Below are 24,741 nucleotides of genomic sequence, written 5' to 3' on the forward strand. Positions count from 1 at the left end.
CGGGGACGGGTTTTGCGGTTGTCATTGAGCAAGCTCTCCCTGGCTTGCATACTCCCGAAGGAGTTCACCAACTGCCTCGATTTCGGGTGTAAACCGCTTGAATAGCTTCTCGATCGCCTGCGTGATCTCTTCAGCGTTGCCTGTATCTTTGATGTTGATCACGTTTTCCTTCAGGAAGCGCGAGTAGCGCGTTCCCTCGCGTGTAGCTGTCTTTGTAAACTGGATTCTTAGCTTCGGGGCCTCATCGGTCAGACCCGCAATCTGTTCGACGAGGCTCAATCTTAGCTTGTGGTTTGACACTGGCCCTACCTCCGCGACCATGCGGAGCTTCCCGCCGACCCCCTCTGTCGCCTTGTCGAGCCTGATCCAAATTATCAGCGGAAGCCCAGCCCACCAACTGGCGCACCCATCAGCCAGATTCGGCAGCTCACGTAACGGCTCCTCCCATGAAACCGGGAGACAACCACAGATGTCACTGGAAAGAGCGGTAAGCTTAAATCTTTGCGTCCCGATCGTCACGGCCTTCGTCGCATCAAGATCATCACCGAACAGGTTTGTCACGGCTACGGAGAAGTCGGACGTTGCGCCATACTTCATGACAAAGTCGAAGACCTTCTTGTTCTCGCGATACAGCTGCCGTGCGAGCTCCTGCATTTCTCCGCTTTCCGAACTCATGCCCAGCTCCTCTTCAATTATCTCAATGTAGTGCTGTAGGAAGGTTCGCACCTCTGCAGTCAGCAAATGTGCTTCGCGTTTCATGAGTTCAGCCAGCACTGCACACACCGCCAGATAGTTTACCGGTGAGTATCGTTCGTCCTGCGGCTCCTCGTCCTGAAGAGTAAGGAAAATACCTCTGGCGCTTATCTCACTTGGCGATACCCCAAGACCGGCATGAACGCCCTCAAGGTATTTTGTCAGCTGCCCTTCGCTCTGCTTGCTGTCGTATTTGTTCTCAATAATGAAGGCCCAACGGTTTCGGTCACTATGAACAAAGACATCGATATTCTGCCACTCACGTCGGACAACCGAGTCGCTAAGGTCAGCGCGTGCGACATCGATTGCCGTTGGGTGGCCGATCGCACTCTGCCCTCGTAGTGCCTCGCCAAGAAATGCCTTGAGAAATTTGTCGTCGAGGCCGTGGCTTTCCTTGGGGTCCAGAAGCCAGGCGAGGATGGCAGAATGCCTGATCTCCATACGCTCCATTTTCATGACCCTGATCGGGTTGAAGCGGTTCAGATAGAGCTCGATCCTTGCCAGCGCCTCATTGTTGACAAGCAGCTTCTCTAGCTCGTCCGTCGAAGGTGCTTTGTCGATTGCTTCAGTCGCCATCTGCACGATCAGTTCTTGCCGTCATGCTTGGCGACAAAGGCATCGATGCTGCCGTAGGTCTCCTTCACGCGGGTTTGGACCTTGCGCATCATGTCGGAGCCGCGCTCGGGCCAGTCGTGCTTCTCGAACATTTGCGCAAAGCCGCCATAGTGGCGCGAGGCGATGTCGCTAATGGCCTTGGCGTCCCAGCCTGGTGTCTTGCTCATATCTACCGCTCCACCTCTGGCCATGGATGAAATTTCAATCCCTTGCCGTGGTAATACTTGTCCTCAAGGTAGGCCAGGTCATCCTCCCAGTCGGCAATCGCCTGCTCGTAGCTTGCCGCGTTGCTCTTGCGGGCCGCATTATTCGCCAGCGCCGCAATCAGATTGGCCACCTTACGCAATCGGGTCGTGCTCATGGGTTCGCCATACTCGTCCCCGAAGGTCTTCTTGACGTCTACAGGTAAGCTCATCTCCATGAAGTCAGACAGGAACATCCTGCGCCGGTGGTCACTCCAACCCTCATCCCGCCCCTTGTTGCCGACGGTATATCCAAACATCTTGAGGGCCGAATAATCGCGAAAGGTTCCCGTGATACCGCCAGAGCCACTGGATGGCGGTTGATTAACGACCGGCCATTTCCAGATCTTTGGAGGCGTCTCTCGGGTTGAGCCATCCGGACGGAACGGATTGACGTAGCCATACGGTTCGTAGGCATCATCGGCATTCGCCTCGACGATCGCCCCCATACAGCGGATCATGTAATAGAAAGCTTCGTCTTCTCGCGGACCGGCCTTGGTTGCGAGATTAGACACCAGATCTTCGATATATGAAATGACCGCTTCATCCTCGGCGCCGCCGTGAACGAAGGTCTCGGTCTTGCCAATCAACGCCTTCAGGCTCTTGAACCTTGATTGGGCATAGAACGGCTCGCTCACGCCGCTTTCTCCTTCCCGGTCATCCTGGTGTAGAGCTCAAACAGCTTTTCCAACCGTTCGGTGTCGTTCTTGAAGCGGCGGCCGATGTAGATGCGCTCTAGGGTTTCGTCGTTCTCCTCGTGGGCGCGGCGGAGGTTTTCAGGCATGGCTTCGGGATCGTAGAGATCGGCGATGGTGGCGGGGAAATGCGCCTCGCGTGCGAGCAGGATGTTCTCGGCGCAGCGGGTGAGGTCGGCCTTGTTCTGATCGGTGAGCTTGGGAAGCGGGAAGGTGTTCCAGCCGAGGGTGTTCGAATAGGAGAAGTCGGTTCGCATCCGGACGCAAACCGTGCCTATCCAAACCCAGTGGAGGCGGGAAGCAATAAGCGCCAGATTCCATAGCGGCGCGTCATACAGCGCGAAGTTTCGGTCTCCCACAATCGTGCCGCCACGGGTCAAACCGACAGGAAGGAAGTCCCTGTTCTCAGAGCTCACTCGAGGAACAAGGATTGTATATTCGCTGTTCCGGTGACGGATCTCGCCAAAGCAGTGTGGTGTTGCAGCCGCTTGCCTAGTCTGCGCCTTACTGCTCGCCAAACGCATTTTGCGGACTTGGTTTAAGCGCTCGGCAATAGGTTCGCACTGTTGCGCCTCGGCTGCTCTGTCGGCTTCTATCCAGAGGCAAAAGCGCGCCAAACCGTTGATGAGCTCTTCTGAGCCTACATACGGCCGTATAAGGTCGTGGAGGGCAAGTGGTGCCTCGGCTCGCAGTTCTTGAGCCTCGCTGCCCGTGAGCAGGAGCCCTCCTCCATCAATTGCACTATCGCCTCGATCCATGGGCGTTACCCCATTCGTTGGCTTAGCCGTTTTTGCCAGAAGGATTTCAGGAGCCGACGTGAGATACGAATTAATATGGTCAACGTCGCGGACAACAGTCGCCCCGTCATCATCGAGCTGGAACAGGCGGGGGCTGCGCGCGCCCTTCTCACAGATGCCGACAATAACGACAGTCACACCAGCCTTGTTTGACGCTAAATTGGCCCACTTGAAGCTGGTGTGAGCAAAGGCAATTTGATGGTTCGCCGCGAAAATTAAAGGCCAAAGGATTGGCACTTGCTGTCCCTGGCAGATCGAGTTCGTCGAAACGAAAGCTGAGACTGTGGGAGTGTGCAAACCGTAATCAGCAGCCTTCATGAACCAGCCGGCTACGTAATCGAGCGATTTCCAACTTTTGGTCCGATGACCGAAGATACGTTCTAGGTCGACCTTCTGCTCAGCATCCTGCCATGCGCTGCCCAGATAAGGCGGATTCCCGCAGATGTAGGTCTCCCCCCCTGCATTCTCGAAGTCGATCTCCGACTGGTCCAGCGGCGTCTCAAACAAGTCATCTCCGCGCACCTTCACCCCGGTCCCGGTCGGCGGGCAGATGCTCAGCCAGTCAAGCCGCAGGGCGTTGCCGCAGGTGATCCAGTTCTGGCTGTCCAATGGCAGGAACTCGGCCAGCGCCTCCTTCTGCCCGCGATAGAGCACGTCGCACTGGTATTCGGCGATGATCAGCGCGAGGCGCGCGATCTCGGCCGGGAAATCGCGCAGTTCGATGCCGCGGAAGTTGGTGAGCGGGATCTCGCTGCGACGATCGGGCTCGCCGCGCCGCTTGTTGATCTCGGCCTCAATCGCCCTCATCTCCTTGTAGGCGATCACGAGGAAGTTGCCGCTGCCGCAGGCCGGATCGAACACCCGGATCTTTGCCATGCGGCTGCGCAGGTTGAGCAGCTTGCGCGCGTTGTCGCCCGCCTCCTCCAGCTTGGCCCGCAGATCGTCGAGGAACAGCGGGTTCAGCACCTTCAGAATGTTCGGCACGCTGGTGTAATGCATGCCAAGCGCGCCGCGCTCCTCGTCATCGGCGACCGCCTGGATCATCGAGCCGAAGATGTCGGGGTTGATCTTCGTCCAGTCGAGATTGCCGATGTGGATGAGGTAGGAGCGCGCGATCTTGCTGAAGCGGGGGACGTCGATATTGCCGCTGAAGAGCTGGCCGTTGACGTAGGGAAAGCCGTCCGCCCAGGTCTTGATGCCCGCTGCCGTGCGATCGGCCAGCGGCGTGTTCATGGCGCGGAACAGTTCCTGGATCACCTCGGCGGTGTTGTCTGCCCCGCCGCTGCTCATCCGCTCGACCGTCTCGGTGAACTTGTAGCCGGCGTGGAAGATGTCGGTGTCCTCGGCAAAGAAGCAGAAGATCAGCCGGGCCATGAAGTGGTTCATGTCGGACCGGCGATCGGCCGCGGCCCAGTCAGGGTTGTCCTGCAAGAGGGTGACGTAGAGCTTGTTGAGCCGGCCGGTTGCGCGAATGTCGAAGCTGCTCTCCCGAATCTGCGCGACGGTGGTGATGCCGGCGAGGGGCAGGAGGAAGCCGAAGTGATTGGCGAAATCGGCGTATTGGCAGACGATTGTCTCGCCGGTGGTGAGATCCTCGGCCTGAAGCTCGTGACCGTCGGTGGCAAGGATGAAGCGGGCCTTCTGACTGGCAGTCTTGGGGCTGTTGCGCAGCTTGGTGAGCGTATCGGCGACCGCGCCGGGTCCCGCCGTGGCGATGTGGATATTGCTGCGCTGAAGCACCCCGCCAGTGACGTCGGACTGATTGGTGTTGCCCGCGCGCAGACGGTCAATGGTGGTCTTCTTGTTGCCGAACGCGGCGAGGAACTGGAACGGGAACTCGGCAGCTTCGAACGGCTGCTGGGCGAGTTCGGTTACGGCGTCTGCAATCTCAACGGGGTTCATACCGGAACACTAAGGTGGACCAACTATTTGAACAACTCATTTGGGAGCGCCTAGTCGACCAAATGTGCGAATTGCTTGTGATAGTTCGTAGACATTCGATCTGATGCTATATTGACCACAGCACGTCGACTGAAAGCTCCATCTGAGATACAGAACGGCCAATGAGTGATGACTTCGATGGAACTTTAGGCGCTGCCCAGGAACCGGCAGATGGCTCCGCTGATACCAGCGCTTACCACGCTGCTGTCGAGCTTCATCATGGCCGAATTGAGTGGTTGGCGGAGCATATCAAGCGATCAGATTTCCACATCGATCCGCTCGTTGCGCGCAAGATCCTCGCACTGATTGAGCGGAGCGAACCGAACCTCTTTTTTGAGCTTCGTCTTGTCCGTCGCCACGACGTTCATTCAGCACAGAAAGACCCGCAACAGGTCGAACATCGAAACCTCGATATGGCCGTCGAAGTTGCGAGGAGGGGCGGTTTCGAGAGAGGTTTCAGGATGAGGGTTTGCCATGATGTCGGCGAACCGAGGGGTCTGGAGGGCACCTACGTGTATCGCTGTGTTAAGCCCTATCGCGATCTTGCACTCGAGATCGTGAAGGCCGAGCAAATGCAGGCAGCTTACGAACGCGGCGAAATTGATTTTTTGGGCCGCCCAATTTCGTCACATTCATGCTTTGCCGAGGACCCGAACTCTCCTTAGTTGGTGTGCCCGTTCAATCCCGAACGGAGAAACACCATGAAACACAATGTTCAAAAGCCGAAGCTGGCATACAGCATTCGGGAGGTGTGTGAGGCCACGAGTCTGAGCCGAACCACTGTCTATGCCCACATCTCGAGCGGTCGCCTCAAGGCTATTCGCGTCGGGGGACGGACCATAATCCCGTCCGAAAGCCTCCTGAAACTGATCAGCGGGGAGGACTGAGATATGGATCGGAGAGCAGAATCCGCGCCGCCCTTCGAAAGTCCGCGTGCGGCTGCACTTGCGCTCCTTGCGGCATCTGACCGCTGGTCGCGAAAGGCTGCCGGTTTTCTAGGCCAGATGGCGGTGGTCCAGCAGCCACTAACTGCACGACAGCAAGCTTGGCTTGAGGATTTGCTTCGGCAAGCTGACCTTCCAACACGCGCGGAAGAAGACGAAAGGTGAGTGCCTGGTCACACATCATTGGAGTCATTCTCAACCCAGCCTTGGGTTGGTGCGATTGTCCAAACTCGCCTCAATTGGCTCTCGGCCGCTATTTGCGCCAAGCGATCGATGAATGAACGTCGCTACTGCTACCCACCATTGAAACTTCACCGTGACTCGCGTTCCGGTGAAGTTTCAATCGGTGAGGTCGCTGCCAGGGTCATGGAAAATCTGACTGTTGAGGCCGCTGGCACGATTGCTGCAGTAAATACCATTACCTTAGGTCCCTCAGCCAATTCTGCTCGACGGACTGGAAAAGGGGGAGCCCGCAATCATTCCGATCGCGAGAGTTTCGCTCTTAAGTCCGCTCAGGTGGAAAATCTTGTCGCTGCGACGCAGCACGCGTTGAAGATTGGCTTACCATTCAATCGAATGATCACTGTGCACTGGGAAGCGGCCGGAGTACCCCTGAAAGACATGCCGCAGGCCACAGGTCGCTTCATTGATCTCTTGTCAAAAACCGTGACGCGCAAGGGTGGCAAGGTTGCTTGGGTCTGGGTCCATGAGGGTGGGGAAAAGAAGGGTGGTCACGTCCACATTCTTGCGCACGTTCCGGAACACGTGATCGACGTGGTTACGAACTTGCAAATGGGTTGGCTGAAGGCGATCACCGGCTCGGTCTATCGACGCGGGGTCATCCACACGAAGCCCATCGGACAGCGGAGAGGTTTAGAGAAGAACAACCCACTCCTGCACAGAGAGAACCTCAATTCGGTCCTGATGTACATTCTGAAGGGGTCCTCGACTGACGCTGCGAGAAAGATAGGTCTCGTTCGGCTTGAGCCTGGAGGCAGGGTCATTGGGAAACGATGCGGGACCTCTCAAAACATCGGATTGAAGGCGCGCACCAATACTCAAATCGCGGCCCTTGCCCAAGGCATTACGGTTTAACGTTTCCGACTTCTGCTGATGTGAAGACGATGGCTAGAACGGCAAGGAGAACCCAACCCCAGCGACTGAACCGGGTTGCGCGCAGGCTGCCAAGGGTTGCCAAAATGAGCGTGTTGGTAAGGCTGATTCCAACCAAGAGGGCGATGAATGCGCCCAACCCCACTAGCCATCCATAGATGGTCCCCGCCCACACCGCGACCAAGACAACAGCCAACCAATGGATGTGGTTATCTGTGCGAACCCGGCTTGCATAGATCTCATGGTCGTTTTCCATTCGACACCTCATGACATGATCGGCGAGGATCTAATCGCAGACAGCCATGTAGAGTATACTCCGTTGTGAAATACACAACACCTGTCAGCCATTCTGGCGATGGCACTACGTCAGGTCTTCGCCGACAACCTCCGCCGTGCTCGCGTAGCGGCTGGACTGTCGCAGGAAGAATTAGCCGACATTGCAGGCGTCGACAGAACCTATGTCAGCGCGTTGGAACGTTGCCGATATGCAGCCTCGGTGGACGTGATGGAGCGGTTGGCAATTGCCCTCAAGGTTCCACCGGCGTCGTTGCTGGAAGAGGTAGAGCACGCTTCGCCATGAGGTCACGTCGCGGAGGGACGGGGAAAGGGCGTCCACAATCCACATCAGCGCAACCGACGAAGTGCCACGTTGCAAGCGGATTGTGCTAACATCATCGACGTGGTGATGACGTCCCTACTTACCCAGGACTTACCTCATGAAACGGCTCCCTGAGGCCATCAAGAAGCGGATCGTAGAGCACCTGGCCTGCTTCCAGACGCCGACTGACGTAGTACAGCTCATCGCAGACGAGTTTGACGTCAAGCTGACACCGCGGCACGTGCGTGTATACGATCCTGCATCGTTCCAGTTTGCAGCCTCCCATCGCTGGCTCGAGTATCATGCCGCTGTTCGCAGACGCTGCGAGGAGGAGATCGGGAAGATTGCCATTTCTCACCGAGCCTACCGGCTTGCCAAGCTCGAGGAGACCGTCAACGTCGCCATGGAGATAATGCATCAGCGGGGAGATGGATGGATCGAAGCAGCTGAGCAAATCCGCAAGGCGGTGGAGGTCGCTGCCAAAGAGGTGGGTGACTTTTACATTAAGTACCCAAACAGGCAGGTTTGAGAGAACTTGACGAATACCTGATCTGTGTTAGCTTCTTTTTGTCGAGATTATTTCTCGGCGTTCCCTGAAAACAGGAAACCGCGAACGAACCCGAGCCAACGGCTCTGCTGGGTTCCGACCTGCGGCGCGAAAGCTCGGTGTCTTCTTGAGGAGACTGCCAATGCATCCACTTGCCCCAAGCCAGTTTGGCGTTGCGTCTGGGCACCCCGTCTACTTCCGAACGACCGGTCAGCTGCACCTCTCGGATGCAACGATCAGTCTCGACGAGATGATTTTCCATCAAAAGCGCTCAACAGAAAGTGACGTCAAGGAACTGATCTGGCTGTGCCGCGAGCGCTATTGCTACGCCACCGAGCTGATGGACCCAAGCGCCAACCCTCCTGACAGCTTGTTTGATCGGTCAGCGCTCGATCTGAGCGAGTTCTACCTGCCATGGGCCGAGCTTTGCTCACACTACCGTCGTTTGATCTTCGAGCCTCAGATCGACCTCTTCGAAGATCAGCGTTGCCGAGAACTGCGCAAGTGGGGCGACTTTCTCGAAAAGGAATGTTTCGCACGCATCATGGGTCGCCCTGATTGGACACGCTGTGTGCTCGAGACGGCTGGCCTGCTTCCGCTGCGGTCGGCGGATCGAGACGTTTACGTAGAGGAGCTGTTCGAGGCCATCATTGAAAAAATGGAGAAGCGATTTGGAGAAGAAAGTGAGTAAGCCAATGAATGATGTTGCCAGAATCCTAGATGCTGCCAGTTTCGCGGCCTTCAAACACCGCGAACAGCGCCGCAAGGATGTGGATGCCACCCCCTATATCAATCACCCGCTCGACGTGGCGCGCATCCTCACCGATGCAGGGGTCGAAGATGTCGAGGTGCTGATGGCGGCGATCCTGCACGACACGATCGAAGACACGAAAACCACGGTCGAAGAGCTGACTGCACGGTTCGGAGAACGCGTCTGCGGACTGGTACTTGAGGTGACCGACGACAAGAATCTCGACAAGTTAGAGCGCAAGCGGCTGCAAGTGCTCAAGGCACCGACCAAGTCGGACGATGCCAAGCAGATCAAGCTTGGAGACAAGATCGCCAACTTGCGCGATCTCAAGACCCCACCGGTCGGCTGGGACGCTAAGCGCGTGGGCGCCTACGTCCAGTTCGCCGAGATGGTCGCTGGCGGGTGTGTGGGGGCCAATGCAGCGCTAGATTGCATGTTTGATGAGGCGCGGGGCGCAATTGAATGAGGAAGAGCTCCAAAGGTGCTTCGCTGATCATATACCAAGTCCCCCAGCTTGGCTGTTGCAGGACCATGCCCTCAATGAGATATCGCAGCATGCCAAAAACCGGAGATTTGGCTCGTTGAATTTCAAGCTATTCCTATCGGCTTGATTGACTAGCCGGCCACGGATCTATTTTCAGCCTCGGCATATTTTGCGCCAAACGCCGCAAGTTCGGGCGCAGAGCATACTACTGTGAGGTGGCTGCCTAGCTCGCTTCGTTTGAGGCGTGTCAGCGCGGCATAAATGGCTGAACGGTTCTCGCGCCCGCGCGCGTTAGCGATGTAGATCACGAGTAGTCGCGTTTCCCATCCCTTGAAGCTGTGGAATGTGGTCGCCTTCATGCGCGCGTCCCCCAGCCAAAAAGCCATCTTTCGCCGACTTTCTTCGCCCTTATTGTGGGCATACGTATGTGCGACGCTTATCCGAAACGCATCGTATGTCGTGAGCTCCTTAATGAACTCTAGTCCGTGATCGATACTATCGCATAGGAAGACGATGTCGGCATTAGCCAAGCCCTGGTTGCCCGTCTTTCTGTGCATGGCGAGCACTGCATCCACGCAACTTCTAACGGCACTTTGCTTGTCGCACTGAATCCATTCCACCGTGCTTTCATCAAGCTCTAGATTACCTTGAGCTGGTTGGGGTAGGTCGCAGGCTTCTGGAGGCAGGAAGTGTTTGGCAAAGTCGCTAGCCAATCGTACGCTATTGGACGGTGATCGATAGCCGAGTTTCAGCCGCGCCCACTCGCCTTTGAAGCCAGCGCCCGACATTGCGTCTTCGGTCCAACTTATAGCCTTGCCATAAACATCTTGGGTAGCGTCTGCTACCAAGACCATTTCTGCATCATCGTCGTTGCGCACGCCTCGAAGTGCATTCCACCAAAGAGGCAGAAAGTCTTGTCCCTCATCTACTAACACCGCATCGAATTTCGAGTCTTGCGAACGTGCCGCCTCTAGGGCGAGGCGCGGGACTTGATCTTCTAGAATAGGGGTGGCTATGGCACTGATTCGACGCTTCTTTTCCTTGTCATTCAAGCTCTCATCATCTGCAATCTTTTTGATGGGTGCCATAATCATAGCATATCTTTTTAGGTATGCGGGATGCTCACAGACGCGCTTGCACCATTGGTGAAAGTGAACAAATGTGATGTTTTGCATCCAATCTTGACGCGTCACACCGCGAGCGACGAGGTCGCGCAGGTAGTGCCAAAGGGTCATGTTAAACGTAACAAAGAGGACAGATTTGCCTTCGCTTGCTAGCTTCGCGGCTCGAGCAGCAAGAACCAGCGATTTTCCGGATCCGGCCGGACCTTTGATGCGACGATAGCCCGATGATGTCCTCGTTTCAGCCAGTGTCCGCTGGCTCTTGTCGAGAATCAGTGGTTGACGTTGAGTGCTGGCGAAATCTGGTTCGACCAACCAACCTCGCAGATCGTCAGCTAAAGCGGGCGTCATAGGGCAATCGGATCTATTTAAAAGCGGTAGTATCGCTTCCAGTCGCCCGTTCGCAAGGTCTTCTCTACCAGCAACGGGGAACCACTCACTCCGGTTTTCAATAGCTCGTTTGTCTAGAAAGCTTTCCTGAAGCGCCATCACTCGATATCTGGCAGCAAATGGAAATATCACGATTGGGCAAATCGCCGCAAAACCCGCTTTTTTCTGCAACCTTGGGCAGTAGACATCAAATATTTCTTGCTTGTATTTCTTGATTTTCGTGAAAGGGTTTTCGACTGCAAATTCTCTAAGCTCATTTCGAGCATATAGCTCGTTAAAGCCGCTCGGATGCGTCTTAATGAAATAGTGCATGGCGTCGAGATTCCAGTCCTTCACCTCAATAACGCCAATGCCAAAAGCCGGATTCAAGAGCACGAAGTCCGGACGCAGACCGTTGAGGTGTGGCTGGATGTAGATCTCCCATTGTTTGTCGAGCTTGCGGTCGAGAAAATCGAGTACCATTTTCTCCCCAGACGTTAGGGGCTGGCGCAATTTATCCAGTTGCTTCTTAGGAGGATGAACGGTTCGGGGCATGGCCATCTCGCGTAGGTGTTGTTGATGTGTTTATTCGACTGGCTGAGCATCGCAAAAGGAAGAGGCGAGCCTGCCTGCCGACGGTCTTCTTGTCAGTGTAGCCAGCCCACCGTCACGATCTGGCCGCCTTGGCCGACGACGGCGTATGCAGAGCGAAAGCGCTCAAACTCTTTCAGCCTTGAACCGCAGGCTACGGAAAACGCCTGCCAAGTTCGCTTCGTGAAAAAGTATCGGTAGCAACCGCCTGGGGCGGGCTCCTCATTGCCAAAGTCGACGAGCAAATCGATCACGTATCTTGGAATCGAGCGCTGCTGACACCGTAACGCAGCATGCTGCGTCAGCGGTGCGGGTTCATGAAGTGCAAGGGCAGCAATCATACCGGGTTGAAGCTTGCTCATAGCTCGGCCTCCCGAAAGCCAGCCTTACTTCTCGATCTGTGGGATTTAAGCTCATTCAAGCGCCTTGCCTCTGGGGCGTTAAAGGAAAGCCAATACTTACTTCTCGTGGAGTCATCGGAGGTTTTGGGAAGCCGATCCTCATCGATGAAACGAGTTTCGGCGAAAGGATTGGCGTAGTCTGCCTCTCGGTGCAAATCGCTATAGTAATCCGGATACCATCCCTCCGGTTTGCAAAACGCTTTTACGAGGTCATCGTATTCTTGCGCGAGCTCTGGAAAACTCTCCTCATAAGATTTGCGCCACTTGCTGAGTCGGATCAGCTCCTTGTTGCGACGCTCCTCGAGTTTCGAGAGATGGTCTGCGGCTTGGTCCGCTAGATCCTTACGGATGATTTCCGCCTTCACCTCAAAGCTGCCGTTTGCGTTGAGTTCCGCTTTTTTGAAGCTCTGAAACAAGCGGATGTCACCCATCACTAGCTTTCGCACAATTTGAGCATCGCCCTCAGCGATGAAATTGAACAAGGCGACATGGGGGTTGAATCCTCGAGCATTAGGGACTTCCCCGGCAGCGACCGGCTCGAACTGAGCCATACTGCCTTTTAGGCCGACCTCTTCGGCGATGCGCCGCATGGCTTCAACGAATAGGTTGCGAGGAGAGGCCACACAGTCATCATCTGCTCTTTTGCCAAAACACTGGTCGCCGATTGCGGCCTCTTGGTCGATCGAAAAGCCTTCTTGGTCCTGAAAATCTGGAAACCGCTGCAAGTGGTCCAGCCCGCGCGACCGCCCCTCTTCTACAATCGCGGCCCACCAGAGATCGTCCTCCTGCGGAAGATTTACTGCTCGTGCGGCAACGAGTGCAAACAGAACTGGCGCCAACTCGATGATGGTCTGTTGATCGACCCCGTAGATGAAATTCATCGTGGTATAGGCATTGTGAGATGCAGCCGAGATCCGCCCCTCCACATGAATTTCGTCCTCTCCATCGGCGTAGCGATGATCGAAATCCTCAGGTCGACAGTGCAGAGCTGTGGCGAGCTTCTCGATATGGCTCACCTTCGGCGGCTTCTCTCCTCGCAGCCATCGGTTCACTGTTCGAGGGGTAACATTGATCAGTGTGGCAAGCCTAACTTGGCTTATGCCGGCCTCTGTGATCTTGCGGCGGAGCAGTCCCTTATCGAAAGCCATTGCTTTGGTCCTTTTATCGTTTGACCCGCTCAGTTTAGCGAGCAATGATAGACATGCTAGGTGACAAGATGTGTCTATAAAATCTCATAATTGTCGAAGAATAGCCCCAATTGCCCAAATATGGGCATCTGATGGACACGAGAATAGATCTTGTATGTCCATAAGGGTGGTTGTGATGTTGTCTATTAGGGCTTTCATGGCCAACCTCCCTTGTGTGGTTCGCCCCCACGGGGGCAGTCGGCCCTTCGTGAAATGTCAGTGTTGCTTTCGGCCGCCAGCCGCTGTGTTCAGCATACCACCTCGAATAGCGGCACGCTGGCGTGAAGACCTTATTCAGGCGCTTTGTGCTGGCGCTCGGCTTGATGCTGGGTCGCCCGCAGGCGTGACAGCGCTTGGACGGCTTCGCCCGCGGAGTGCGAAAATCGGCCTCCTCGGCACAAGTGACATCGAGTTGACGATCGTCTCGCACGAGGGTTCGAGCAATCCAAGCCGCTGATCCTGCGCTCTTGCGCGGAAAGTTGAATTACTTTTGCTTCTCTCGCAAACGGATAAGTGCCCAGTCCTCTTGAGCTTGCGCCTCATGGCGAATGCGCATTTCGAGCGCGAAGCTTTCCTCGGTTCTCTTGCGTTTCGGGCTAAGCAGACCAGCCGCCATCAGTCTCACGCGCGTGTTCCTTCGAACAAATGCGCGGATGCCGTCTTCTTCGGATTCGTTGTCGCCAAGATTGCTGGTCATAATGCTACTCCTGAGCTTTCTTGAACGGCACGAGCATGATGAGTTCGGGTACCGCGCCAGCGCCGATCCAGACCACTGCGTTCTGCTTGAACCTGTGCCCGAGCCTCTTTGCGCGGTTGCGTTTGCAGCCAAGGATCAGCAGGCTCTCCTCAGGCGGCCAATCGCCGATCTCACCTCGCCCTTCGCCTTTGATGGAGTCGAGCCCCAATTCTTCGACACAAGCCGCAAGCCTCTTTTGTGCCGCCGCGTTGTCTACCGGATCACAAGCCTCGCCCTTCGGGTTCCAGGCGGTGATGTAGGCGGCACAGTTAGTGCCGGTGCGATTGAATAGCTCAAAAATCGGACCGGACCGCTGACCGATCCGCATCGCAAACTCCGGTTCCGCAAAAACAACGTAGGCCGTTGCTTCGTATGCTCTGATCAAATTCTGATCCAAACTTGACCTATACCTGCGGTCAATTGGAGCTTTCCTGTCTCTATGCGCCTGTGCTGCTGCGAGCCGCTGTTGGCGGTTCTCCGCCTGCCCTATGCGCTTTGCTTCAACGCTCATCCGCCACTCCTGCTCCATGAATGCGATGACAGAGGATGTTGAAGGCTCTTCCGCGCGATGCCACTCGTCGGCCCTCAAGCCACGCAGAAATCGATCTGCGACATCGAGTGCGCCATGCTGCGCGGCCCACAACAGTTGGCTTTTTAGCGTCTCAACTTTTTGGACGTCAGAGGTCCCCCACCAAGAGGCCAGAATATTCGGAAGCGGAGGCTCGAGGTTCAAACTTTTGGTGGACCGGTCGTGATCCATACGCATGTTAAAGTCAAAGCCACCAATGCGCCGCCTTCCAGCCGCATTCTTGACTGCCAGCCAAAAGCGGTGCCAAGCATTGGGCTCAGGGCAAATCCTTGCTTCAGAGGCGCAAAACTCCACAATTGCATTTAGTTGATCCGAACTGGCCATCAGGAGTGCACCTCGTAGCGGCGATCGGCATTCAAGTGCTGCGGTTTTTGCACATTGAGGTCCTCGCGGTCGCCAGAATGATCCGGATTGATCCTTATGAAACGATCGGCGGCGAACAGGTCACTTCCGTGCATTTCAAAGCCGAGGAGGAGTTGGCCCACGTTCTTTGGGAGATGGCTGTAGTCTAAACGAACCACCGTCAAAATCTCCCCCGCACGGGGGCCAATGCTCACGGCCTTACCAGTCACTCGCTCACGCCACCGCCCTTGCTTGATACAAAGGGCAAGGTCGCCAATCTGCCAATTACGATCCATCACTCTTTCTCCCGTTCAAGCACAGGAGAACGACGATCCGATGTTGCTGCAAAGCCCGCTTCGTTGCCTTCAGCCACATCCCCTTGCGGGTACCACCTTGCCCGGACTGGCAGGTTGGCGAGGGCGGATCGCCCTTCTCTTGATGCACATTGAAAGCTGCCAAGTACTAGCTGCAGAGTCAAACACATTCAGAATTTGAAAGCCTTCTAGTGCGGCTCAGAAAGCGAGCTGTGACAGCGCAGCGACAGCGAAATCGCTGGTGAGGTGCCCATAGTGCTTCTCGATCATTTCGGCGCTTGTCCCGGATATTTGGGCAATCGTAAGCAGTGGCAAGCCAGCCTGAACGAGATCGGTGATGGTGCTGTGTCGAAGAGTGTAGGCGGTTACTCCTGCGGGGAGATTGGCCTCTTCCGCGGCAACTCTAATCGGTAGTTTCCAGCTGTTCTTGTCCCACGGCTTGCCGTTAGCGCGCATGAAGATCGGGGCAGTGGGCAGCTTGTCCTCCGACTGGGAGGCCAAGAGGGTGGCGGCCTGGTCGGGCACCTGAATGCGGCGACGCTTGTCGATCTTGTCATTGTCTATCGTTAGCTCATTGGTGCGCTTGTCGAAATCGCCGACAGTCAAAGCCGCAATCGCGCCGGGTCGCAGAGGAAGTAGGCACAAAGCTTCGACGAAGGGCGCGGCTTCAGGTTGGACCTGCGCAAGCAATGTTCTGCGCTGCCCGCGGCCGAGGTACAGCGTTCGCTGGCGATCGGCGTTTGGAATGGCGCGCAATGCTTCCTGCCATGCAGCCTCGGTTTTGGGGGTTCCGGGTGCAATGACCTTGGTCAGCGCCGCCCGAAGCGCAGCCATATCCCGATTGATGGTTGCAGGCGCGCGCTCTCGGATGCGTTTCTCGCCCTTCTTGCGTCGACTGACCTGTGCGGGCGTGGCTTCGAGCCTTGCGCGCCAATCCATCAAGTGGCGCTTGCGCAGTTTGTCCAATCGAACCTTAGCTAGCGGGTCTCCGTAGACGTAGCGCTTAAAGCGACCCTCGGCGTCGGGTTTGGTCTCCGAATAGGCTTGGCATGCATCTCCCACCGTTTCGAGCCTAACTACCACCACCCCGCCAGCCTCTACCTGCTCGGCGAAGGCTTCTGCTTCCTTCTTCGCTGCTGTGAACCTGTCTTTGCCGGCGAGATCGCCAAAGTCGCCGAGTGCCTTGAGGCGATAGGATCTTTTGTCCTCGTCATAGGCCCTTGCCACCCATGAGCCAGCACCGCCGCGCTTGGATGGGCGAAACCCGAGGAAACATCCAGCCCTCAGCCGATTCCAGTAGGGCTCCCGCCTGGCCTTGAGCCTTTCCCTCTCGCCTACTTTGCTCAGGTCGCACGCCACGCGCGTTCACTCCAATCCCATTTTGTACGGAATGCGTACGGAATACATGGTCGGAAGCAGTCGAACAAGGCCGGACTATGAGACTAGAAAATTCAATAATATACGCGTCCGACCTTGTTCGGCAGAGTTCGTTTTCTCCGCCCTCCGAAGGCAGAGGTCACAGGTTCGAATCCTGTCGGGTGCGCCAGGGTTTCAAGCCGTTGTGCGTCACGCTCCGCAAGATAGGCGTCGAAGCCTCGTGACAGGTTCCAGACAGTGACGCCCGCGATCGCCACGGTCGACAGCAGCGCGGTGCCAGCGACGAGCAGGAACAGCTTGTGAGAAATGCGCAAGTTCAGCCCCTTGCCAGATCGGGGCAAAGGCGCAGGCCTCGCGGCATCCACATGGAAGGAGGCCCAAGTTTGACGGTTTCAGGCAAGTCGTTCACGATGCAGCGGCTTCCATCCCGTATCTCGCAATTACCCTGATGGAGTACGATCATAGCGTCAATTGTGGAGGGATTGCGTAGGTTTTCGAGTAACCCTTCATCAGCCGCAGGCAGAGGGGAATGGCGAATTTTCCAGAGGCAATTTCAGGTTGCCGGCCTTGCACATTGTGGCGGTCCCAAAATCCTGAGGGATAATGACGGACAAATTTCTTCCAGCCTTTTGGAGCGGGGCTCGCTGTCTATTGCGGGATGGCGTTCCAATCGAGGTCGAATCTGGCGAGGTATTTGCGCAGGCGATCGGCGTCATTGGTGGATTTGCGCTGAGTGCACGAGGCGGCGAACAGGGCGCGGCCTGCTTCGGACAGGCTGGCTGACTTGCGGCAGACCTCGATCACATATTTGAGCTGCACGCGATCAAACGGGTCGATCATCGCCATTCGGTCCTGGCCGATGAGTTCCTCCAATTGCCCGCCCTCTGCCGCCTGGCCCGACCACAGCCGCGCGAGGCGCTGCGACTCGAAATCCACCGCCGCGCTGTCGATCCTGCCGGTGGGACACAGCGTCGCCATGCGGGTCACGCTGGCGGCGAGATCGCGGAAATTGCCCTGCCACCGGGCGGCCGGGCTTTCGGCAAAGGCAAGATAACGCGTGCGAGCCTCCTTGTTTCGGCATCGGCGCCCACCAGCAGAAACCGCCCCTCCTCGATCGCGCGCAGAATCATCGCCTGTTCGTAGAGGCCGAGTTCGCGATCTCGGCTGATCCCGTTTCAAGGCTCCTCGCTGCAAACGGGGCGCCGAGGCGCGACGCGGCCCAAAGATACCCATTGACAGAGCGCGCCCGAGATCGCTATCGGCCCGCTCCTACCCGCCGCCCGCGACAATTGACCGGGCGGCCGTGTGCCCAGATGGCGGAATTGGTAGACGCACCGTCTTCAGGTGGCGGCGCTCGCAAGGGCGTGGAGGTTCGAGTCCTCTTCTGGGCACCATTTGTTCTCATCAGAACGTTCCAAAACATTGCAGAAATGGCGGAATTCTGCCATTCTTGACCTCAAGCGCAGAAAGCGAGGTCTTGTTTTGTTCCGCTTTGTTCCAACGTCTGTGGGGGCCTCGGCTGGGGGCTCCAGCTCAAAAGGCCCCAACTTGCACAAAAGTGAGGCCCCCAAATGAGCCTCAATGTGCAGGAAATCAAAGGCTTCCGAGCTGCCGATAAGTCGTACAAGAAATACGACTCGCGGGGGCTGCTGCTTCTGGTGAAGCCGAACGGCTCCAAGCTCTGGTATTTCAAGTACCGCTTCGGCGGGAAGGAAAAGAAGCTGCCCATCGGCGCGTTCCCAGAGGTCAGCTTGTCGCAAGCGCGTCAGCTTCGCGACCGGGCGCGGCTCAAGGTTTCGGATGGCGTCGATCCGATGCTGGAGCGTAAGCGCAAGAAGGCCAGGATCAAGCTGGGTGCGGAGAACACCTTCGAGGTCATCGCCAACAAGTACATCGACGAGAAGATGGTGCCTGAAGGCAGGGCGGAAGCCACGCTGCGCAAGGCGCGCTGGTTCCTCGAACTGCTCAAGCCCGCAATCGGCAACATGCCGATCAACGACGTCGATCCGCAGCTAATGCTGGCGGCGCTCAAGAAGCTCGAAGCCAAAGGCAATCTCGAAACCGCGAAGAAATGCCGATCCTTCGCAAGCCGGGTATTCCGGTATGGGGCCGCGCTTGGCCAGTGCCAAACCGATCCAACCTCGATCCTGCAGGGCGCATTGGTCACGCCAAAAGCACGACACTACGCGGCGATCCTCGAACCAGAAAAGTTGGGTGGGCTGCTTCGTGCTATCGATGATTTCGAATGCTACCCGGCGACGAAGTTTGCGCTGAAGATCGCACCGCATGTTTTTGTGCGACCCGGTGAGCTTCGCCACGGCGAGTGGAACGAGATCGATTGGGACAAGGCCACGTGGACAATTCCGGAAGGCAAGATGAAGGCGCGCCGGACCCATGTTGTGCCTCTATCACGCCAGGTATTGGAGCTGTTTCGAGAGCTAAAAGCGATCACTGGCGGCAAGGGGTACATCTTCCCGGCGTTCCATACTGGCCAGCGCCCAATGAGCGAGAATACCATCAATGCTGCATTTCGACGTATGGGGTTCACCAAAGACGAAGTGACAGCGCATGGCCTACGCTCAACGGCCTCGACCATGCTCAACGAGAGCGGGCTCTGGCATCCCGACGCCATCGAGCGCGCTCTCGCCCATGGCGACAGCAACGCTATTCGCGGCGTCTACAATCGGGGGAACTACTGGGATGAGCGCGTGAAGATGGCGCAATGGTGGAGCGACTATCTTGATGAGCTTCGACAACGCGGAGCGAGCCGCTGACCGGTAAGTGGTTTAGTGGGCACTTTGCGCTTAGAGAGTGGACTAAAGAGGGCGAAATCACCGCGTTCGTAACCTGCCGTTCAGAAGCTCCTTCCAGCCATTAACTGGCAAGCGGGGCTGGGGTGGTGCTGTGTCTCGATGCGAACACTGTGAGCGATGGCTTCTAGTGGGGTGTTCACCTTGAAGGCCTTGAATGTCGACGTGATCAAGACCCCATGGCCAAGGTAGCCATTGTTTGTCGATGACACTTCCGTCATGAAAAAATGATGGGTCACCTATCACTTTTCTCTTGCACGAATCGCCACTTTCGATGATAGGTAGGGTATCATGAAAGGTTATAGCCATGAAGTTACCCGATCTCGACGTGCTAATGTCCAATTTGAAGGAAACCATCGTAGTCCAAGCGGAGACTCTCTATCTGCTCGGCGGCGCCGATAAGGGCTCAAAACTGGTCGAAGAGCTGACAGGGGTTGCGGGCGTTGATTGTTTGCCAACTGATTGTTTCGGCAGTGCAGAGGCCTTGGAGCAAATCGACCTTCAGCCCCTGGCAATTACCCGACACGTCCAAGAGCTATATGCGACGCTAGCTTCGTGCAGTACTGGCTATGGTCCCGGAAGCGATGCCTTCGATAGCGACTGGATCAAGCAGGAGCATCTCGACTTCATCGAGCTCTACCTGGCTGGGCTCGCTACTGTCGCCTTGGGTGGCCTCGACTGGACTGGGTGCATCAATGGCGCAGTAAAGGACCTGTTTCTCCGCGGACGAGCGTGGCATCACCTGCTTGAGGGTATCAATGCCGTATTGTGGGGCAAGGCTGATGACGCATTTCTGACCCCAATCGATTTGTCTTTCATCGCAGGAATAGACGAAAGGTCACTCCGCAATTCGGTGGGGCCAACTCGCTCAGTCCGGACAATCGAGCATAAAGCCGTCCCAGGGCTTAGGGTAGCCGGAAGGGCTTTCGTCGCAGTCAACAGCCTTGACGCGATGGCGTGGCTACGTTCGCGTAAATCGTTTCAGATTGGCCCGGTCCGGCATGGCATTGTGCAACAGCGGTTAAACAACATCTCGGATCTACAGACACGAGCTCGTGCGGCATTGATGGGAGCCTATCTGACCGGAGAAACGCAGAAAACGCTGGAGTCTGCCCTGGGAGTGAATGAGCTTGCAATCCGTAAAATTAGTGACGGTGAGGCCGACCATCACCTTGCCGAAAATTTGATCAGCCTAGTCATGGAGAAGGACACGGAAGGATCATCCAAACCGTCTTCGGCACTGTCGAAGGGATGATCTGCGGCGGGCACAAGTCCGCCCGTGCAAAGCCGGATAGCATGTCCATCCTTTCCGGCACGCAGAAGGGTTCACCTTTCCCCTTCTGTCGGACCCAAACGCAGGGAAAGCGTGACAGCTCGGAGAGACGGCAACCATCAACCATGACATCGCCTTCAGTTTTGGCCCTACACCAACTTCTCGGGCCGCAATGCGAAAGGCGCGCTTCCAGCTCGAAAGGACTAACATGGAACTCTCAGCCCAAAACTTGCTAGCCCAGTTGTTAGCCGCTCCGCACCGCCACACTTGCGAGGCCCCTAGGGACGCGCGAGGGCTCTATGGCCTGGTCGACCATCTCGGAAATTTGCGATACATTGGCTCGACCAAATCTCCGGGACAGACCTTCTACAGCCGGATCCACCAAAAACACCGAACGGGCTCAGAGCACCTTAGCCACTATTTCTCCACAATGTATAACACCGGAAGAATGTGGCGACAGCGGCTCGACGGCGCCACCGAGGCCGATGGACGCATCGCTAAGAAGTTGCGGAATGCTTTTGTCGCCCAGCATTGCCGTGCGGTCTGGGTCGTCTTGCCCGACACCGCTGACATCGGCCGGCTCGAAGCCGAGGTCATCGCAATAGCGCCTGCCGAAGCCACCGCGTGGAATGGGCACAAGACCGCAATTTACGATGAGCCGCTACAATTGGTCGACGAAACCATCCGCCATTTGGGCTGGGGCGAGCGAGAAAGGGCAGCTCTCGAGCGTCAACGCCAACGCTCGCTTGCTGCCACCGGGCAATTGGCGAATGCCAAAACTCCGGATACATCTGATGCCAGTGTGCCCTCCTTCCCCAAGGGCCCCTTCCGATTTGTCGCACTTGATGTCGAAACGGCAAACAATGACCGAAGCAGCATCTGCCAGATCGGCGTGGCCTGCGTGCGTCCCGACAACTCGATTGCTTCTTGGAAGACGTATATCGACCCCCAAGTACGAGATTGGCACTTCACCGGCTTGCACGGCATCAGTGCGCATACTGTTTCTGGTGCCCCAGTGTTCGCCCAAGTGATCGCCGTACTAAACGAGACACTGCGAGGCGTCCCAGTATACCAGCATTCCAGCTTCGACCGCAGTTCGATTGCTGCCGCTTGCCATCAAATCGGGTTGTCGCCGCCATCTTGGAATTGGCGTGACAGCATTCAGATCGCCCGAAAGGCGTGGCCAGAATTACAAGGAAACGGGGGCTATGGCCTTGCCAATCTGAAATCGGTCCTGTCGCTGAGCTTTGACCACCATGATGCGGGAGAGGATGCCAGGGCAGCGGCACAGGTTGTGCTGCTGGCCGAGCAGTTAGATCGGGGTTTGGCCATCAGCCCGCTACCCAGCCCACCAACCGGGCGAGTGTCAACTCGCCTAGCTATCGTTTCTTCGCCAGCATTGGCACGAGGGGGCGCTGGCACCCATGTTCTTGGTGAGGTGGAGATCACGCAGGCGAATATTGATAATTCGCATATTTACCTGCGTGGCTTCTTCGATCAGTTCCCAACCGACGCCATCGGCGGATCCAATAAGGCTTCCGTTGCGCCGCGACAGGTTTCTGTCGATTACGGTGGCGGCGCGCCAGTCATGACGGACCTCGATGGTTCGAAGAAGTTTTTCCGGAATCGGGCCTTGGCTCGTGAGTTTTTTCTTCGCCATTCCGCTCGAGTCGGTGACTTTGCGGTGCTCGAACGGCTTGCGCCCTACCAATATCGCATACGCCTGCGCAAATCATGACGTGCTCGACAGTCTGCTCGCATACAATGGTTCGGTGGCCTGATGGGCATATTCACATGGCGTAGAGCGAATTGAACCAGGGACCGGTTCACCTGTCCGAACCGGACGTTCACTTACCTGCCCACTTTCTGTCGATCCGCGCGAAGGCCGGGCGCTACGCACCCGGTTCCTTCTTCTCATCGTCCAGCGGCGTACGCAGGACGATCCGTCCATTGATCGGCACCACTTCCAATTGAAGCGAAATACCCTTGCGGTCGCGGTGGAACCAGGCGGCTCCGATGCGGGTCCAGAATCCCTTGTCGCCTTTGTTGGCGACATGCCAGGCGCGGAAGTCCGGCGGATTGGTCTCCTGCGCGGGTGCGGTATTGCTGCGTGCCATGATGATTTCCTTTCGTATCTGGTGGCTCGTTGCACCAACCTGGAAGGCCGCACGGCCAAGGGCAGAATTCATGTCCAACACGGGTGAGCGGAGCGAACCGGCGCGGGCCGAACATTGAAGGCTGACCGCGTGCGGCCAGTTGGGTGCTCAGGAACGAAACCGCCTGATCGAAAGACATGCAAAGACCTGGCAGACCGCCAGACTTGCGCCCTGGATCACTCTCGCCCAAACCTTTGCCATGTCAATCGAGGGCAGTTCACGGAGACGCTGGAGCAAAGAGGAGACGGTGCTCGCGCTGTATCTCTATTTTCAGCTGCCGTTCGGAAAGCTGCACTCGGGCACTCCGGAAATCCAGGAGCTTGCCGCTGCGCTCGGGCGCACGAACAGCTCGGTCGCGATGAAGCTGTGCAACTTCGCCAGCCTCGATCCCAAGATTACCGATAGCGGGCGCAAAGGCCTGGATGGTGCGTCCAAGCTGGATCGCGCAACTTATGCAGAGTTCGGCCAGGACTGGACCGGTCTCGTCTCGCGGGCGGAAGGTTTGTGGACTTCCCAGGTCGGCCAGTTCGAGCTGCAGCCCGCGCCATCGCGCTTCAATGAAAAGCGCAGCGAATTCCGGTTCGAGCCTTACCAAGGGGAGTCCACCACACAGACACTCGTCAATCAGCGCGTCGGCCAGGACTTATTCCGCCGCGCGGTGCTCGCCAATTACGAAGAGACCTGCTGCATCACTGGCATCGCTGATCCGCGATTGCTCACGGCAAGCCATATCAAGCCATGGGGCAAGGACAGCGACAACCGGCACAACCCCGCAAATGGCCTGCTGCTTTCAGCGACACTCGACCGCGCATTCGATCGAGGGTTAATCACGGTCGATCGCCAACGGCGCATTCGCGTCTCGCGGCAACTTAGCGAAAGCCAGAGCCGCGAGACGCGCGACTATTTCCGGCAATTCGAGAACGCAACATTGCGGTCGGCTATCCGGTTCGATCCCGAACCGGCGTTTCTCGATTGGCACAACGAACACTGCTTCGTCGATCAACGCGCCGCCTGACGTGTCAGGCGGCGCGCGGACTGCCTCCACTCAATATTCGCTGGCAAGCATGATGGTGAGTACCCGCCGGGTAACCGAAGGATTGGCCGGGTCGTCGCTGCCAAACTGCAAATCGCGGTCGTAGGCATCGATCTTCCAAAACACGGTTTCGGCAGGCTGCGCCGGTCGCGTGGTTGTCCAGCGGCCTTCGCCATCTAGATAGATCGCCCCGAAATCGCGTTCGCCATAAGGATCGTTGTCCTGCGTGAAGGCGTCGAATGTCTCGACCAGCTCGCGCACCCGCGACTTATCCTCCTCGGACAAGGAACGGAACCCCACGGTCGCCACGGCAACACAGGCAAGGCCCATTGCCTGCCGCGCCCTATCATTGAGCCGGGCAATCCGCTCGCTGCGAGAAAGGGTGTCAGCAGTCATTGCACCGCCCTCCCACCAAGTTCGCACAGCTCGACCAACTCGCCGAAATCCTCGCACTCACCCAGCTCTTCGGCCAAGCGCTGCACGGTTCCGAACGGCAGACCGTTCTCATTGGCCAGCATTCGCAACCAGTCCTCGCGGCACTCGGCCCCGCAAGCCCGATAGTTCAAGATTGGATCACCCATTTTCTGCCCTCCTTCGGCTGAAAGCCGCATCCGACACGCGGCATGCGGCCTGCCTTCCGGCGAGGATGGGAGGGGGAGGGGAAACCGGAATCGATGCCCTGGCGCGGGCCAGCGGGCGAAGCTCGCCACACGGGGGCGTCTATTTCCGGTTTCGGGAACGAGAGGGCAAAGCCCTTGGTGTTCCCCCCAGGGATCGCCTAGCGATCCAGAAGGAACGGCACCCTTGCAACGGCGCGAAGCGGACGGAGGTCCTGCGCGCGCGATCAGTGCGCCAGCGGGCCTCCGGCAATGAGAGAGGCAAGAGTGCCTGCGGGTTAGCTCAAGGATGCCGCGCCCTCAGGAGCGCAGAATGCGCGGGACAGAGCGCGTCCATCAGTAATT

At 57.0% G+C, this 24,741-nt stretch carries 28 protein-coding genes, 1 tRNA gene and 1 riboswitch; of the genes, 12 read left to right on the forward strand and 17 right to left on the reverse strand.

The window, feature by feature from the left end:
• Positions 1-21 precede the first annotated feature (21 nt).
• From AABA34_RS02370 to AABA34_RS02385, 4 genes are read right to left on the reverse strand one after another with little or no spacing between them, the layout of a single operon-like run.
• Entirely contained in the window at positions 22-1,329 is a 1,308-nt protein-coding gene (locus AABA34_RS02370; protein WP_338303718.1) for a PDDEXK-like family protein, read from the reverse strand.
• A gap of 8 nt (positions 1,330-1,337) precedes the next feature.
• Positions 1,338-1,535, reverse strand: a complete 198-nt coding sequence (locus AABA34_RS02375; protein ID WP_338303719.1) for a hypothetical protein — start codon at positions 1,533-1,535, stop codon at positions 1,338-1,340.
• A 2-nt stretch (positions 1,536-1,537) separates the two neighbouring features.
• Positions 1,538-2,248 carry a hypothetical protein gene (locus AABA34_RS02380; protein WP_338303720.1) on the reverse strand — a complete coding sequence of 237 codons (711 nt, stop codon included), beginning with the start codon at positions 2,246-2,248 and terminating at the stop codon, positions 1,538-1,540.
• Positions 2,245-5,004, reverse strand: a complete 2,760-nt coding sequence (locus AABA34_RS02385) for a class I SAM-dependent DNA methyltransferase (RefSeq protein ID WP_338303721.1) — start codon at positions 5,002-5,004, stop codon at positions 2,245-2,247. Before AABA34_RS02385 ends, AABA34_RS02380 begins: the two co-directional genes overlap by 4 nt.
• A 161-nt stretch (positions 5,005-5,165) precedes the next feature.
• On the opposite strand from AABA34_RS02385, the gene AABA34_RS02390 reads away from it, so the two are divergent.
• From AABA34_RS02390 to AABA34_RS02395, 3 genes are all read left to right on the forward strand, one after another.
• On the forward strand, positions 5,166-5,708 hold the full coding sequence (locus tag AABA34_RS02390) for a hypothetical protein (protein ID WP_338303722.1): 543 nt from the start codon (positions 5,166-5,168) through the stop codon (positions 5,706-5,708).
• Between the two features lie 36 nt (positions 5,709-5,744).
• Positions 5,745-5,930, forward strand: a complete 186-nt coding sequence (locus AABA34_RS16420; protein ID WP_445083751.1) for a helix-turn-helix domain-containing protein — start codon at positions 5,745-5,747, stop codon at positions 5,928-5,930.
• A gap of 330 nt (positions 5,931-6,260) precedes the next feature.
• The gene (locus AABA34_RS02395; protein ID WP_338303723.1) at positions 6,261-7,082 is read left to right on the forward strand and encodes a hypothetical protein; all 822 of its coding nucleotides are present in this window, start codon (positions 6,261-6,263) and stop codon (positions 7,080-7,082) included.
• Here the strand turns inward: AABA34_RS02395 and AABA34_RS02400 are convergent.
• Positions 7,072-7,356 (reverse strand): hypothetical protein, encoded by a 285-nt coding sequence (locus AABA34_RS02400; RefSeq protein ID WP_338303724.1) that lies wholly within the window; start codon positions 7,354-7,356, stop codon positions 7,072-7,074. The genes AABA34_RS02395 and AABA34_RS02400 overlap by 11 nt on opposite strands.
• Before the next feature lie 99 nt (positions 7,357-7,455).
• Here AABA34_RS02400 and AABA34_RS02405 point away from each other — a divergent pair, with 99 nt between their 5' ends.
• The 4 genes from AABA34_RS02405 (at position 7,456) to AABA34_RS02420 (ending at position 9,462) form a co-directional block, all read left to right on the forward strand.
• A complete protein-coding gene (locus AABA34_RS02405) occupies positions 7,456-7,680 on the forward strand; it encodes a helix-turn-helix domain-containing protein (protein WP_338303725.1) in 225 nt (74 codons plus the stop codon).
• 136 nt (positions 7,681-7,816) lie between these two features.
• Positions 7,817-8,227, forward strand: coding sequence for a DUF2280 domain-containing protein (locus tag AABA34_RS02410; protein WP_338303726.1), 411 nt, complete (start codon positions 7,817-7,819; stop codon positions 8,225-8,227).
• Positions 8,228-8,387: 160 nt separating this feature from the next.
• Positions 8,388-8,936 (forward strand): hypothetical protein, encoded by a 549-nt coding sequence (locus tag AABA34_RS02415; protein WP_338303727.1) that lies wholly within the window; start codon positions 8,388-8,390, stop codon positions 8,934-8,936.
• Between the two features lie 4 nt (positions 8,937-8,940).
• Complete coding sequence (locus tag AABA34_RS02420) at positions 8,941-9,462, forward strand: HD domain-containing protein (RefSeq protein WP_338303728.1); 522 nt, start codon at positions 8,941-8,943, stop codon at positions 9,460-9,462.
• A gap of 149 nt (positions 9,463-9,611) precedes the next feature.
• Here the strand turns inward: AABA34_RS02420 and AABA34_RS02425 are convergent, their stop codons facing one another.
• From AABA34_RS02425 to AABA34_RS02465, 9 genes are all read right to left on the reverse strand, one after another.
• Positions 9,612-11,525 carry an NERD domain-containing protein/DEAD/DEAH box helicase gene (locus tag AABA34_RS02425; protein ID WP_338303729.1) on the reverse strand — a complete coding sequence of 638 codons (1,914 nt, stop codon included), beginning with the start codon at positions 11,523-11,525 and terminating at the stop codon, positions 9,612-9,614.
• A 92-nt stretch (positions 11,526-11,617) separates the two neighbouring features.
• Entirely contained in the window at positions 11,618-11,923 is a 306-nt protein-coding gene (locus AABA34_RS02430) for a hypothetical protein (RefSeq protein WP_338303730.1), read from the reverse strand.
• Complete coding sequence (locus AABA34_RS02435; RefSeq protein ID WP_338303731.1) at positions 11,920-13,110, reverse strand: helix-turn-helix domain-containing protein; 1,191 nt, start codon at positions 13,108-13,110, stop codon at positions 11,920-11,922. The genes AABA34_RS02430 and AABA34_RS02435 overlap by 4 nt, the downstream gene beginning before the upstream one ends.
• Before the next feature lie 523 nt (positions 13,111-13,633).
• Positions 13,634-13,846 (reverse strand): hypothetical protein, encoded by a 213-nt coding sequence (locus tag AABA34_RS02440; RefSeq protein ID WP_338303732.1) that lies wholly within the window; start codon positions 13,844-13,846, stop codon positions 13,634-13,636.
• A gap of 4 nt (positions 13,847-13,850) precedes the next feature.
• Positions 13,851-14,798: a DUF3293 domain-containing protein gene (locus tag AABA34_RS02445; protein WP_338303733.1), complete on the reverse strand. Its 948-nt coding sequence runs from the start codon at positions 14,796-14,798 to the stop codon at positions 13,851-13,853.
• Positions 14,798-15,112, reverse strand: a complete 315-nt coding sequence (locus AABA34_RS02450; RefSeq protein WP_338303734.1) for a hypothetical protein — start codon at positions 15,110-15,112, stop codon at positions 14,798-14,800. The genes AABA34_RS02445 and AABA34_RS02450 overlap by 1 nt, the downstream gene beginning before the upstream one ends.
• A gap of 49 nt (positions 15,113-15,161) precedes the next feature.
• Positions 15,162-15,263, reverse strand: a riboswitch (SAM-I-IV-variant riboswitch).
• Positions 15,264-15,328: 65 nt separating this feature from the next.
• Positions 15,329-16,489, reverse strand: a complete 1,161-nt coding sequence (locus AABA34_RS02455) for a tyrosine-type recombinase/integrase (protein WP_338303735.1) — start codon at positions 16,487-16,489, stop codon at positions 15,329-15,331.
• Between the two features lie 92 nt (positions 16,490-16,581).
• Complete coding sequence (locus AABA34_RS02460; RefSeq protein WP_338303736.1) at positions 16,582-16,821, reverse strand: hypothetical protein; 240 nt, start codon at positions 16,819-16,821, stop codon at positions 16,582-16,584.
• Between the two features lie 334 nt (positions 16,822-17,155).
• Positions 17,156-17,485, reverse strand: coding sequence for a hypothetical protein (locus AABA34_RS02465; protein ID WP_338303737.1), 330 nt, complete (start codon positions 17,483-17,485; stop codon positions 17,156-17,158).
• A 329-nt stretch (positions 17,486-17,814) separates the two neighbouring features.
• On the opposite strand from AABA34_RS02465, the gene AABA34_RS02470 reads away from it, so the two are divergent.
• From AABA34_RS02470 to AABA34_RS02485, 4 genes are all read left to right on the forward strand, one after another.
• A tRNA-Leu gene (locus tag AABA34_RS02470) sits at positions 17,815-17,901 on the forward strand.
• Between the two features lie 177 nt (positions 17,902-18,078).
• Positions 18,079-19,281, forward strand: coding sequence for a tyrosine-type recombinase/integrase (locus tag AABA34_RS02475; protein WP_338303738.1), 1,203 nt, complete (start codon positions 18,079-18,081; stop codon positions 19,279-19,281).
• Positions 19,282-19,624: 343 nt separating this feature from the next.
• Entirely contained in the window at positions 19,625-20,572 is a 948-nt protein-coding gene (locus AABA34_RS02480) for a hypothetical protein (RefSeq protein ID WP_338303739.1), read from the forward strand.
• A gap of 466 nt (positions 20,573-21,038) precedes the next feature.
• Complete coding sequence (locus AABA34_RS02485; protein ID WP_338303740.1) at positions 21,039-22,328, forward strand: exonuclease domain-containing protein; 1,290 nt, start codon at positions 21,039-21,041, stop codon at positions 22,326-22,328.
• Positions 22,329-22,482: 154 nt separating this feature from the next.
• Here the strand turns inward: AABA34_RS02485 and AABA34_RS02490 are convergent, their stop codons facing one another.
• On the reverse strand, positions 22,483-22,707 hold the full coding sequence (locus tag AABA34_RS02490; RefSeq protein WP_338303741.1) for a hypothetical protein: 225 nt from the start codon (positions 22,705-22,707) through the stop codon (positions 22,483-22,485).
• 139 nt (positions 22,708-22,846) lie between these two features.
• Here AABA34_RS02490 and AABA34_RS02495 point away from each other — a divergent pair, with 139 nt between their 5' ends.
• Positions 22,847-23,761: an HNH endonuclease gene (locus AABA34_RS02495; RefSeq protein ID WP_338303742.1), complete on the forward strand. Its 915-nt coding sequence runs from the start codon at positions 22,847-22,849 to the stop codon at positions 23,759-23,761.
• 30 nt (positions 23,762-23,791) lie between these two features.
• On the opposite strand, the gene AABA34_RS02500 is transcribed toward AABA34_RS02495, so the two are convergent.
• On the reverse strand, positions 23,792-24,175 hold the full coding sequence (locus tag AABA34_RS02500) for a DUF3768 domain-containing protein (protein ID WP_338303743.1): 384 nt from the start codon (positions 24,173-24,175) through the stop codon (positions 23,792-23,794).
• Positions 24,172-24,360 (reverse strand): hypothetical protein, encoded by a 189-nt coding sequence (locus tag AABA34_RS02505; protein WP_338303744.1) that lies wholly within the window; start codon positions 24,358-24,360, stop codon positions 24,172-24,174. Before AABA34_RS02505 ends, AABA34_RS02500 begins: the two co-directional genes overlap by 4 nt.
• Between the last annotated feature and the right edge of the window lie 381 nt (positions 24,361-24,741).

Source organism: Erythrobacter sp. Dej080120_24 (genome assembly GCF_036322605.1).
GTDB classification, from domain to species: Bacteria; Pseudomonadota; Alphaproteobacteria; order Sphingomonadales; family Sphingomonadaceae; genus Erythrobacter; species Erythrobacter aurantius.

Excerpts from the sequence above, each read along its gene's own strand:
- AABA34_RS02435 (WP_338303731.1), bottom strand. The coding sequence starts at position 13,110 with ATGGCTTTCGATAAGGGACTGCTCCGCCGCAAGATCACAGAGGCCGGC.
- AABA34_RS02480 (WP_338303739.1), top strand. The coding sequence starts at position 19,625 with ATGAAGTTACCCGATCTCGACGTGCTAATGTCCAATTTGAAGGAAACC.
- AABA34_RS02500 (WP_338303743.1), bottom strand. The coding sequence starts at position 24,175 with ATGACTGCTGACACCCTTTCTCGCAGCGAGCGGATTGCCCGGCTCAAT.
- AABA34_RS02485 (WP_338303740.1), top strand. The coding sequence starts at position 21,039 with ATGTGGCGACAGCGGCTCGACGGCGCCACCGAGGCCGATGGACGCATC.
- AABA34_RS02505 (WP_338303744.1), bottom strand. The coding sequence starts at position 24,360 with ATGGGTGATCCAATCTTGAACTATCGGGCTTGCGGGGCCGAGTGCCGC.
- AABA34_RS02490 (WP_338303741.1), bottom strand. The coding sequence starts at position 22,707 with ATGGCACGCAGCAATACCGCACCCGCGCAGGAGACCAATCCGCCGGAC.
- AABA34_RS02390 (WP_338303722.1), top strand. The coding sequence starts at position 5,166 with ATGAGTGATGACTTCGATGGAACTTTAGGCGCTGCCCAGGAACCGGCA.
- AABA34_RS02430 (WP_338303730.1), bottom strand. The coding sequence starts at position 11,923 with ATGAGCAAGCTTCAACCCGGTATGATTGCTGCCCTTGCACTTCATGAA.
- AABA34_RS16420 (WP_445083751.1), top strand. The coding sequence starts at position 5,745 with ATGAAACACAATGTTCAAAAGCCGAAGCTGGCATACAGCATTCGGGAG.
- AABA34_RS02375 (WP_338303719.1), bottom strand. The coding sequence starts at position 1,535 with ATGAGCAAGACACCAGGCTGGGACGCCAAGGCCATTAGCGACATCGCC.
- AABA34_RS02465 (WP_338303737.1), bottom strand. The coding sequence starts at position 17,485 with ATGGCGACGCTGTGTCCCACCGGCAGGATCGACAGCGCGGCGGTGGAT.
- AABA34_RS02400 (WP_338303724.1), bottom strand. The coding sequence starts at position 7,356 with ATGGAAAACGACCATGAGATCTATGCAAGCCGGGTTCGCACAGATAAC.
- AABA34_RS02475 (WP_338303738.1), top strand. The coding sequence starts at position 18,079 with ATGAGCCTCAATGTGCAGGAAATCAAAGGCTTCCGAGCTGCCGATAAG.
- AABA34_RS02425 (WP_338303729.1), bottom strand. The coding sequence starts at position 11,525 with ATGCCCCGAACCGTTCATCCTCCTAAGAAGCAACTGGATAAATTGCGC.
- AABA34_RS02440 (WP_338303732.1), bottom strand. The coding sequence starts at position 13,846 with ATGACCAGCAATCTTGGCGACAACGAATCCGAAGAAGACGGCATCCGC.
- AABA34_RS02445 (WP_338303733.1), bottom strand. The coding sequence starts at position 14,798 with ATGGCCAGTTCGGATCAACTAAATGCAATTGTGGAGTTTTGCGCCTCT.
- AABA34_RS02450 (WP_338303734.1), bottom strand. The coding sequence starts at position 15,112 with ATGGATCGTAATTGGCAGATTGGCGACCTTGCCCTTTGTATCAAGCAA.
- AABA34_RS02420 (WP_338303728.1), top strand. The coding sequence starts at position 8,941 with ATGAATGATGTTGCCAGAATCCTAGATGCTGCCAGTTTCGCGGCCTTC.
- AABA34_RS02395 (WP_338303723.1), top strand. The coding sequence starts at position 6,261 with ATGAATGAACGTCGCTACTGCTACCCACCATTGAAACTTCACCGTGAC.
- AABA34_RS02415 (WP_338303727.1), top strand. The coding sequence starts at position 8,388 with ATGCATCCACTTGCCCCAAGCCAGTTTGGCGTTGCGTCTGGGCACCCC.
- AABA34_RS02405 (WP_338303725.1), top strand. The coding sequence starts at position 7,456 with ATGGCACTACGTCAGGTCTTCGCCGACAACCTCCGCCGTGCTCGCGTA.
- AABA34_RS02370 (WP_338303718.1), bottom strand. The coding sequence starts at position 1,329 with ATGGCGACTGAAGCAATCGACAAAGCACCTTCGACGGACGAGCTAGAG.
- AABA34_RS02385 (WP_338303721.1), bottom strand. The coding sequence starts at position 5,004 with ATGAACCCCGTTGAGATTGCAGACGCCGTAACCGAACTCGCCCAGCAG.
- AABA34_RS02410 (WP_338303726.1), top strand. The coding sequence starts at position 7,817 with ATGAAACGGCTCCCTGAGGCCATCAAGAAGCGGATCGTAGAGCACCTG.